The organism is Cellulomonas sp. URHD0024, from assembly GCF_000426185.1.
Classification (GTDB): Bacteria; Actinomycetota; Actinomycetes; order Actinomycetales; family Cellulomonadaceae; genus Cellulomonas.
Genome location: NZ_KE384505.1, coordinates 395,609 through 406,988, shown reverse-complemented (window position 1 = coordinate 406,988; position 11,380 = coordinate 395,609). Strand labels below are relative to the sequence as shown.

The window sequence follows — 11,380 nt, the reverse complement described above, 5'->3', positions numbered from 1 at the left end:
CGGGCGGGCAGCACCGCGGGTGATCCGCGTCCGGTCGCCGAACCTGCGTATCCCTTACTGATGCCGCACGCCCCGGGCACCCGCCACGCTGGGCGCGTGGGGGCGCTACGTCCTTTGTCCGATCTGCCGGAGGTCTTGTGAGCAGGCACGCCCCACGGGTACCCGTCACCGCAGGCGCTCAGCGCAAGCGTCCGCTGGAACAGGCCCCGCCGAGGCCTGCCGCAGACGTCCCGGCGGCCCTGGTGCCGGTGGCTGGCCTGACGGGCGGACAGGCCGAGGACCCCGCCGCGCGCACCACTTCCAGCCCCAGCGCGTCGACCGTCCGCCGCTTCCCCGGCAAGAAGAAGCAGTCGCCCGAGGAGAAGGCGGCGAAGGCTCGGGCGAAGGCCGAGGAAGAGGCGAAGGCCGCCCGCGTCAAGCAGAGCAAGAAGACCGAGAAGACCGAGAAGGCGCAGCTGAAGGGGGCGCGCAAGGAGGGGGTCGCCGGCCGCGAGGCTCAGGTCGCCCAGGTCTACGACACCTCCCACGACGCACCCCAGGCGCCGGTCTCGGGCAAGGTCAACGAGGTCGGGCACGTCCCGCTCGGCAAGGACGCCAGCGGCGCACGGATGGACGACAAGTACAAGCGGTTCGAGGAGGGTCTGCTGCGGGAGCAGGAGATCTTCGACGAGCTGAAGGCGAAGGGCGGCACCGACGAGAAGTCGGCCGCGACGGCCTACGAGCGGGTCTGGAGGGGCGAGTACAAGGATCTCGGGTCTCTGGCCCCGCCACGCGAGACCGCCGCCGAACGCCTGGTGATCCAGGTTCGGCAGGCCCGCACGGGCGCCGAGGTCGACGTGAGCCACGCCGAGGCCGAGAAGGCCGTGCTCAAGGTCAAGATGCTCCCCAAGGAGGTCGAGTCGGCGTACGAGCGGATGGTGACCCACCGCAACGACCTGATGAAGGCCGACCCCAAGCGCATCGAGTCCCTGGCGCAGGACGAGGCCTACGAGCTGGTCAAGAAGCAGCTCGGGCCCAAGGAAGCCGCGAAGCTCCCCCCGAAGGACGGGCCCTTGGACCAGGCCGCGTTCGCCGCGGCCGAGGGGCGCGTCGTCGCACGCGACAAGCAGGCCAAGCGCGATGCCGCGACGATCGAGGAGAACCTCCTGCTCCTCGACCCGGCCAAGCGCGGCGGCGCACAGAAGGCCCCGCTGGTCTCCGACGAGACGATGGACACCGTCTCGGACGTCGGCTCGAAGGTCGGTCTCGGCAAGACGGTCGTCACCACGGTCGGAGGCGGGATCGCGGGAAAGATCGGCAGCCAGCAGGACAAGGGCCTGCGCGCCGACCAGGGCATCGTCAAGGAGAAGGAGTTCACCACCTACCTCCCGGGTGCCGTCGACCAGGGCGCCGGAGAGCTCGGTCGGGCAGGCCTGCAGGCCCACAAACAGCTGGCCACCGGGCAGCGCAGCGCCACCTCGCAGACGCTCCCGCAGTCCGACGCGACGAAGGCCAAGTTCGGCATCAGCCAGGTCACCGGGATCCTCTCGGGGCTGATGACGGCCGTGGACTCGGCGTTCACGATGGTCAAGTCCGCCGAGCAGGCGTGGACCACCAAGGACCCGTACGAGGCACTCAAGGCGACGAAGGCCGGGGCCGTGGGGCTCGACGGGCTCGTCAGCGTGGCCAAGAACTCGGCGGACCTGGCCAAGCTGATCGACAGCGGCGTGTCCGAGGGCGTCAAGCAGGTGATCCCCGGGCTCGACATCGCGGCCTCGGCGCTCGCCATGGTGCGCGGTGTCACCGACGTCGCCACGGCCGGCATGCGGCAGCGCGAGACGGACCTCTCGATGTTCGAGGCGCGCGCGGGCAGCGGCGAGAAGGTCAACGTGATGGTGTACCCGCTGATGAAGGTGTCGCAGGTCTACACCAAGCACCTCGAGCAGCAGTGCTGGTCGCTCGGCGTGAACATCATCAACTTCAGCACGTCGGTCGCACAGGTCGCCTCGGCCGGTGGCTTCGGCGTCCCGGCGGCGATCAAGGCGGCCACGGCCGTCATCGACAACCTCCACAAGATCGCGCACTACATCGCCAGCAAGGTCCTCAACCAGATGGCGAAGACGGCACAGAAGGAGTCGGCCGTCATGCACCTGGAGGGCGGCGCCGAGGACGAGCTGAAGAAGCACCCGAAGATGGCCGTCGACGGCATCATCATGAAGGCCGCGGCGGGCGACAAGACGGCCCAGCAGTTCCTCTCGAACTACCGCATCGACGGAAAGCCGATCACGCCCGCCTACGTCGCCCTGATCAAGCCGAGGCCTGTGAAGCCGTTCGACCCGAAGGCGAAGCCCGACGCGAACGAGGAGCAGACGAGCAACGACGCTCTGCTCCTCAAGATCCGTGCGGTCGTGCTGGAGGGCATGGACACCAACGCCGACCCGCAGTCGGTGTTCGAGGACCTCAAGAAGAAGGCGTCGCCGGTCACCGGAGCCCTCACGGGGATCTCCGAGGCCTGGGCCGAGACGGACGAGCTGGCACAGAAGCGCAACCAGCAGGCCAAGGACGGCAGACTCGGCGACAACAAGAAGACCGAGCGTGGCCTCGGCTGGCGCATCCAGCAGCTGTTCCGCTCGGAGCACCGCGGGATGCTCAAGGAGAAGACCGCTGCCCTCGGCAACGCCGAGTCGCTGCCCTCGGGCATCGTCTGCATGGTCGGCGACCTCGAGCTCAAGGACCAGGCCAGCCCACCCGACATCAAGAAGTTCACGGACTCGTTGACCGTCCAGGCCATCGAGGCCGAGCTCAAGCGGACCCCGCGCCGCAACCGGCCGGAGTGGATCGAGTTCCTGCGGGAGGCGCTGCGGGACAAGGCCGCCAAGGCAGCACCGGGGCGGCCCTCGTCGCCGGCGCCGACGCCGTGGGTCTCTGCCACCCCCTCGGGGAAGTCGTGAGCGGCGACCCGTTCCTCGCCCTGGTCGTCGAGGCGCTCGCGTCGGCGGGTCGGGAGCTCGAGATCGACGCTGACCTGATGGCGATCGACATCGCGTCGGCGGATCCGGAGATCGGCTCGGTGCTCGGCGTGGTGCGTCCGGTCGCGCGGGCGGTCACGTTCTACGTGGTGCATCCGACCCTCGTGCCCGCGACGGAGTACCCCGACGTGGCCGCCCTCATCCTGCGGGCCACGTCGGACCTCCTGGACGCCGCCCTGGAGATCGACTTCTCGACGGGGTCGGTGGCCTACCGGTCGCCGGTCCTGCTCGGTGAGCTCGAGCTCGACGCCGAGTCTCTCGGTCAGCTGCTCGTCGCGTCCGTCGAAGCCGTGGAGGCGACGGCCGCGCGGTACCGCGACCTGATGGACGCCGTCATCGCCGGCGAGCTGACACCCGAGGTCGCGGCCGCCCAGGCGCGCCGCGCTCCCCTCGACGACCTGCAGGCCCAGGTGGACGAGCTCGACGGCCGCTGAGGCCCCGGACCACCCCGCCCGTCGAGCGCCGCCCCGCCGCGCTCCGCCGCCGCGCTCCTCCGTCGCGCGCTCCAGGTCGTGCGTTTGCGCCGAGTTCGCCTGTTGCAACGCACGAACTCGGCTGGAACGCACGACCTGGGGCTGAGCGCTGCCCGGAACTTGCGGAGAACTTGCGACCGCCTCCCCCAGTGCGTCCCAAGCCGGCTCCAACGGCGAACCGCCAGAAATGTCCTAGGACACACAGGTGTCTCACAGGCATTCGAGACGGACCGACGAGAGGCGCGCGAGACCGATGGCACACGGACGAGGACGGACGAGGGCGGCTGCGGCCACCGTCGTCGCGGCACTGCTGGCGACGCTGGCAACAGCGCTGCCGGCGAGCGCGACGACAACAGCGGCCACGGCTGCGGCAGCGGCAGCGGCCGCGGCGCAGTGCGAGACGACGACATCGGCCGCGGCGGCGCAGAAGGCAGCCGAGACGGCGGCGGCCGGCACGACGGCCGCCAGCACGACCAAGCCGGCGACGGCGACCGTGTCGCCCATCAAGATCGGCACGCCGGCCGCACCGGTCACGGTGGACGCGGCGACCTACGTGCTCAAGGGCACGGCCCCCAAGGGCACCCTCGTGCTCGCGTGGGTGGACGCGAACGGCAACGGCCTGCGCGACCGCGCCGAGGCGCCCGCGGGCGCGGACTGGCTGGTCGGCACCCGCACCACCTGGTCGATCACGGTGAAGCTGGCCCAGAACGCCGTCAACCGGTTCGTCCTGACGGACTTCGACCAGTGGAAGCTCGGCCCGGCCGCCGTGGTCCCCGCGATCACGGAGTCGGCGGGCGTCGACATCTCCGCCGTCAGCGACAGCCCCGACCCGTTCTCGCCGAACGCGGACGGCACTGCGGACTCGTCGGCCATCTCGTACACGCTCTCGCAGGCGGCCAAGGTGACGCTCAAGCTCACCGCCGCCGGCGGCACGCCCGTCACGACGCTCGTCGACGCGAACCGGCCCAAGGGCACCTCGACCGAGGTGTGGAACGGGGCGTCGGTGGCCGACGGCACCTACACGTACACGATCAGCGCGCCGGGTGCGGTCGCGCGGACCGGCACGACCACCGTCGACACGCACGGCCCGGCCGTGAGCGTGACCAGCGGCGGCCTGACGGCGAGCCGTTCGGTGACGGCCGATGCGACCGACCCCAGCGGGGTGGCGAGCGTCGCGTTCGCCGTCAGCGCGGACGGCGCCACGTGGACTCCCGTCGGGACGCCCGACACGACCGCGCCCTTCACGGCGACCCTGCCGACGGACCTTCCCGACGGTGCGTTCCAGGTGCGAGCCACCGCGGCAGACAGGGTCGGGGTCACGACCACCTCGGCGGCCGTCGGCCTGACCCTCGACACCACCGCGCCCGCCGCACCGACCGCGTTGACGGCCGTGGACGTGCCCGGTGACGCGGGCGGCTCCGTCGCGCTGGCGTGGACCCCGTCGACCGCGACCGACGTGGCGACGCAGTGCGTCCTGCGCGCGACCGGCAACGGCACGTTCGCCGTGGTCGCGAGCCTCGGCGCCGACCAGACCACCTTCGTCGACACGGACCTGACGAACGGGACCACGTACGCGTACACGATCGAGGCGATCGACACCCTCGGCCAGCGCGGCCCGCGTGCCGCGACGGCGACGGCGGTCCCGGAGGACAACCGCGACCACACGCCCCCGCAGACGGGCATCGAGGACGTCCAGACGGATCTCGGGAACGCGACGTTCACGCTGACCAGCACCGAACCGGCGTCGACGTTCGAGTGCAGCCTGGACGGCGCCGACTTCGTCGCCTGCGCGAGCCCGCTGAGCCTGACCGGGCTCGCGGTCGGCGACCACACCCTGGCCGTCCGCGCCACGGACGGCGCCGGGAACACCGACCCGACCCCGGCCACCACGACGTGGACCGTGCCCGAGCCTCCGAACGGCCTCCCGCAGGACCCGACCACGGTCGCCACGCCGATCGACCACACGGTCCCGACCGACGTCGCCGGCTCGACCTCGTTCCTCTACACCGGTCCGCACCCGATCCAGGTGGGCGTCGCGCCCGGCACCATCGTCGCGCAGCGCGCCGCCGTCATCCGGGGGACGGTCGAGGACCGCGCCGGTGACCCGCTCGACGGCGTCACCGTGAGCATCGACGGCCACCCGGAGCTGGGCCACACCGTCAGCCGCTCCGACGGCGGTTACGACCTGGCCGTCAACGGTGGCGGGCCACTGGTGGTCCGGTACGCCAAGGAGGGCTACCCGGAGGCGCAGCGCGAGACGACGCCGTCCTGGGACGCGTTCACCACGCTCGACGACGTGGTCCTGGTGCCGTTCGACACCAAGGTGACGGCCGTCGACTTCACCGACCCGATCGAGGTCGCACAGGGCAGCCCGGTGACGGACGCCTCCGGCACGCGCCAGGCCACCCTCCTGTTCGCGCAGGGCACGGCGGCGTCCATGACGCTGCCCGACGGCACCACGCAGGCGCTCGACGACGTCCACGTGCGCGCCACCGAGTTCACGGTCGGCACGGACGGCCCCAAGGCGATGCCCGGCGACCTGCCGGCGGCGAGCGGCTACACCTACGCCGCCGAGTACAGCGTCGACGAGGCCGTCGCCGCGGGCGCGTCGCAGGTGACGTTCAGCAAGCCCGTGGCCAACTACACCGACAACTTCCTCAACTTCCCCGTCGGCACGCCCGTGCCCACGGGCTACTACGACCGCGGGAGCAACGCCTGGGTGGCGGCGCCGAACGGCCGGGTCGTCAAGATCCTGTCGATCACCGGTGGCACGGCCGTCCTCGACGTCGCGGGCAAGGGTGTGGCGGCGACGCCGGCCGAGCTGACGACGCTCGGGGTCACCGACGCCGAGCGCGCGAAGCTGGCGTCGCTGTACGCCGCCGGCACGTCGTTGTGGCGGGTCTCGGTCGACCACTTCACGCCGTGGGACCACAACTGGCCCTTCGGCCCGCCCGCGAACGCGAGCTTCCCGAAGCTGCCGGAGCTCGTGCCGGACGCGCAGTACCAGTGCCAGGGCGAGCAGGCGGGCTCGATCATCGGCTGCGACAACCAGACGCTCGGCGAGGCCGTGTCGCTCGCGGGCACCAGCCAGTCGCTGCACTACCAGAGCGAGCGCACGCCCGGCCGCTCCGACCGGAACGTCCGGGTGCCGCTGACCGGCGCCACGCTGCCCCCGGGGGTCCAGCAGATCCTCCTGCGCACCGAGGTGGCCGGTCAGGTCTCCGAGGGCTCGGTCACCCCGTCGGCCAACATGGTGACCAACGTGTCGTGGGACGGGAAGGACCCCTACGGCCGCGTGGTCCAGGGCGCCCAGTTGATGCGCATCTCCGTCGGGTACGAGTACCAGGGGGCGTACAACAGCCCCGCGGTCGGGAGCAACAGCTTCGGCGGCTTCGGCGGCGACGCGATCACCGGCAGCAGGTCCCGCCAGACGATCGTCCTGTGGACCACCCGTGAGGTGCCCGTGGGCCACTGGGACGCGCGCGGGCTCGGCCTCGGCGGCTGGTCGCTGTCCGGCGTCCACGCGTACGACCCGGTCTCCCTGCTGGTGCACCGCGGCGACGGCAGCACCGACGGCGGCACGGACCTGTCCAAGGCCATCGGGGCCTTCGCCGGCACCGGCGCCAAGGGGTTCAGCGGCGACAACGGGCCCGCCGCGGCGGCGACGTTCGCGACGCCGAGCGACGTCGCGGCCGGACCGGACGGGACCGTGTACATCGCGGACTCGTACAACCTCCGCATCCGCGCGGTGTCGCCGACGGGCACCGTGACCACGATCGCCGGGATCGGGATCCCCTCCGGGACCACCCCGCCGGGCACCCCGGTGGACGCCGGCGACGGCGGACCCGCGACGGCGGCGGCGCTGACCAACCCGCACGCGCTCGCGGTCGCTCCGGACGGCTCGCTGCTGTTCGCGACGAACAACCGCATCCGCAGGATCGCGCCGGACGGCATCATCAGCACCGTCGCCGGGAACGGTCAGAGCGGCTGGACCGGCGACAACGGGCCCGCCACGGCCGCCACGGTCGCGTCGGTCCAGGGCATGGACGTCGCGCCCGACGGCACGGTGTACTTCGCCGACCAGTCGGCATGCCGGATCCGGGCGATCGGTCCGGACGGGATCATGCGGCACGTCGCCGGTGTGATCGGTGTCGACAACGAGGCCCGGTGCGGGTTCGACCGGGACGGTCTTGCCGCGAGCAAGACGTTCTTCGGCCGGGTCGCCGACGTCGCGCTCACCGCGGACGGGTCGCTGCTCGTCGCCGACTCCGACAACCACCGCGTGCGCAAGATCGGCACCGACGGCAAGGTCTCGACCGTCGTCGGCGGCACGACCCAGCAGGACGGCATCCCGGCGGTCGGGGCGCAGGTCCTCTTCCCGCACGACATCACGGTCCTGCCCGACGGCTCCTACCTGGTGACCGAGGACCAGATGAACCGCATCCGCGTGGTCACCCCCGACGGGATCATCAACGCGTACGCCAGCAACACCCGCACGGCCGGCAACTCCGGTGACGGCGGGACGGGCCCGCAGGCACGCCTGTACGGTCCGAGCGGCACCGCGGTCCTGCCCGACGGTCGGGTGGTCATCGCGGACATGCTGAACAACCGCGTCCGCGTCGTCGCCACCCCGATGCCCGGGTACGGCTGGCAGAACCAGGCGGTGGTCTCGCCGGACGGCGGCGAGATGTACACGTTCGAGCACGGACGCCACGTGCAGACGCGCAGCACCCTCACGGGGGCCGTGACGTCGACCGTCGCGTACGACTCCGTGGGACGGCTCGTCTCGGTCACCGACGGTGACGACAACGTCACGACGGTCGAGCGGGCCGCCGACGGCAGGCCCACCGCGATCGTGGCCCCAGGCGGTCAGCGCACCGACCTGACCGTCGACGCCCACGGGTTCCTGTCCGAGATCACGGCGCCGGGCGGGCTGACCAGCCGGTTCTCGTCGTCGGACAACGGCCTCCTGGAGACGTACACCGACCCCAAGAACGGGGTGCACCGGTTCACGTTCGACTACTACGGGCTGCTGGAGAAGGACCAGGCACCGGACGGCGTCTCGACGACCCTGGCCCGGCAGGCCACCCCGACCGGCCAGAAGGTCACGGCCACCTCCACCCTCGGCCGCGTGCGGAGCTACGCGATCGAGCGACTGCCCAACGGGCAGACCAAGCGGACGACCGTCGACGCCACGGGTGCGACCACGGTTGCCCTGATCTCGAAGGACGGCACGCGCTCGGTCACCAACCCTGACGGGTCGACGCTCAGCGTCGTGCTCGGACCGGATCCGCGGTTCGGCCTGGTGGCACCGCTGATCACGTCCCAGACGTCCACGGTGCCGTCGGGCAAGACGCTCACCTCGACGACCGTCGCGACGGCCACCCTGGCCGACCCGGCCGACCTGCTCAGCCTCACGAAGCTGACCACGAAGGTCACCACCAACGGGCGGGTCTCGTCGCAGGTGTACGACCGGGCGGCCGGGACCGTCACGGCGACCAGTCCGCAGGGCCGTTCGCAGGTGGCCACGATCGACGACCAGCTGCGCGTCGTGCGCACCGACCTCGGCACGGGCCTGGCCCCGGTGGTCCGCACGTACGACGACGCGGGTCGCCTGACCCGCATCACACGCGGCTCCCTGAAGACCACCTACGTGTACGACGCCAAGAACCGGTTGACGTCGACGAGGGACTCCGACGACCGCACGACGACCTACGGGTACGACGCGGCCGACAGGATGACGTCCCAGACCACGCCGGGCCACGCGACGACGAAGCTCGAGTACGACGCCAACGGCAACGTGACGAGCGTGACGCTGCCGAGCGGGACGGAGCACCGGCTGGGATACCAGGCGGGCGACCGGCAGACGAGCTACGACCCGCCCGGCGACGGCCAGTACACGACGACGTACGACACGGACGGTGCGGCGACGGCCTGGAGTCGACCGGGTGGCGCGGAGACGACCCTGACGCACGATGCGAACGGCCGTCTCACGGGAGCCGGCGAGCCGCAGGGCTCGGTGCTCTACCAGTACGGCGCCGACAAGTTCCGCGTCAGCTCCGTCACGGCCGACCCGGGCGACGGCCGACCGACGCAGACACGCTCGTTCACCACCGACGGTCCGCTGCTCACCGGCATGACCGTCACCGGCGCAGCTCCCGCCGCGTTCGCGTTCACCTACGACGCGAACCTGGTACCGGCGACGTTCACGCTCACCAGCGGGGCAGATACCGCGTCGTACGACCTCGCCTACGACAAGGACGGCCGCGCCCTGCGCGTCGGGTCCTTCACGTTCACCCGTGACCCGGCTCTCGGGTCCGTCCGGACCATGACGGACGGCACCGGCGCCTTGGCGTACTCGTACGACGACCTCGGACGGCTCACCGGTTCGTCCCTGACGGTCGCCGGGCACGCGGTCTACGACCTGACCCTCGCCCGGGGAACCACGGTCACGGGCCGTACCGAGACCGTCGACGGCGTCACCTCGACGCTCGCCTACGGCCTGGACGCCGACGACCGCCTCACCGACGTCACCCGCGACGGCACCGCCGTCGAGCACGACGTGTACGACGTGGACGGCCGCCGCTCGCAGGGCCCTGCAGGGACCCAGAGGTACGACGACCAGGACCGGCTGCTCTCGGTCGGGTCGGTGGCCTACGGCTACACCCCGGACGGGTCGCTGGCGAGCCGTGGTGCGGACACGTTCGCCTACGGGTTCGACGGGCAGCTGCGCTCGGCGAGCGTCGGTGGGCAGACCGTCACGTACGGGTACGACGCCGAGGGGCGTCGCACCACCCGCACGGACGGAGGCGGCACCACGCAGTACCTGTACGGCAACCCCACCTCACCGTTCCGGGTCAACGCGATCCGCACCCCGGACGGCGTGCTCACGACGCTGACGTACGACTCCCTCGGTCACGTGGTGTCGTACCTGCACGGCGGCGCTCGGTTCTACGTCGGCACCGACCAGGTGGGCTCGCCCCGCGTGGTCACCGACGCCGCCGGCACCGTGCTGAAGCAGGTCACGTACGACGCCTACGGTGCCGTGCTGACCGACAGCGCACCCACCGTCCAGACGCCCGTCGGGTATGCGGGCGGGCTCACGGACGCCGTGACCGGTCTGGTCCGGTTCGGGCTGCGTGACTACGAGCCCGGCACCGGTCGGTGGACCACGCGCGACCCGGCCGGCTTCGGCGGCGGCCAGACGGACCTGTACGCCTACGTCGGGGACCACCCGACGCAGGCCCGGGACCTGAGCGGGCTCGACGAGGAGGAGATCGACCCGTACGCGGACATCCCCAACCTGACCGCGCTGGAGAAGGCCGAGAGCCAGCTGCAGAAGGCCTGGGACTGGGCCAAGGACTGGGCCGCCAACGACGCCGAGGAGGACGCGGAGAAGGCGATCAAGTCCAAGTACTCCAAGGTGTGCGACGGTCCGTTCTGCATCAGCACCGACAAGCCCGAGGTCAGCGTGGGAGTGAAGTTCAGCCCCGAGATCAACGGTCAGAAGGTCGCCGACTTCGGGTGCGAGGGCGCGGGAGGGGTCACCACGTACGCCGACCCGTCCAAGCCGTGGGTGTACCTGAGGCTCAAGTTCTCGGCGTCCGTCGAGAAGCTGTCCAAGCTCCCGTTCGGCCTCGGCGACTGGTTCAAGACGAACGAGGAGTACAAGGTGGAGCTCGGCGGGACCGACGCGACGCTCCGCGGGAACAACCGCAATCTCGCGGAGGCGCTCTCCAACGCCAAGGCGGACCAGAACTACAGCAACCCGTGACGCACTAGACGCGAGCCCCCGACCGACGTCACATCGGTCGGGGGCTTTCGCGTGCCGGCATCCGGTTCGGCCCGCGGGACCACGAGCCGTGCGTCGAGGATGTCGACGCCTACGAGGAGGTCGCG

3 protein-coding genes are annotated in these 11,380 nt (G+C 71.4%); all 3 read left to right on the top strand.

The genetic code is table 11. The features are described from left to right. Positions 1-137: 137 nt before the first annotated feature. On the top strand, positions 138-2,930 hold the full coding sequence (locus I847_RS0118075; protein ID WP_155856217.1) for a hypothetical protein: 2,793 nt from the start codon (positions 138-140) through the stop codon (positions 2,928-2,930). Continuing rightward, positions 2,927-3,442, top strand: a complete 516-nt coding sequence (locus I847_RS0118070) for a hypothetical protein (RefSeq protein ID WP_028050803.1) — start codon at positions 2,927-2,929, stop codon at positions 3,440-3,442. The genes I847_RS0118075 and I847_RS0118070 overlap by 4 nt, the downstream gene beginning before the upstream one ends. 292 nt (positions 3,443-3,734) lie before the next feature. After that, positions 3,735-11,255 carry an RHS repeat-associated core domain-containing protein gene (locus I847_RS0118060; protein WP_155856216.1) on the top strand — a complete coding sequence of 2,507 codons (7,521 nt, stop codon included), beginning with the start codon at positions 3,735-3,737 and terminating at the stop codon, positions 11,253-11,255. Positions 11,256-11,380: the final 125 nt, after the last annotated feature.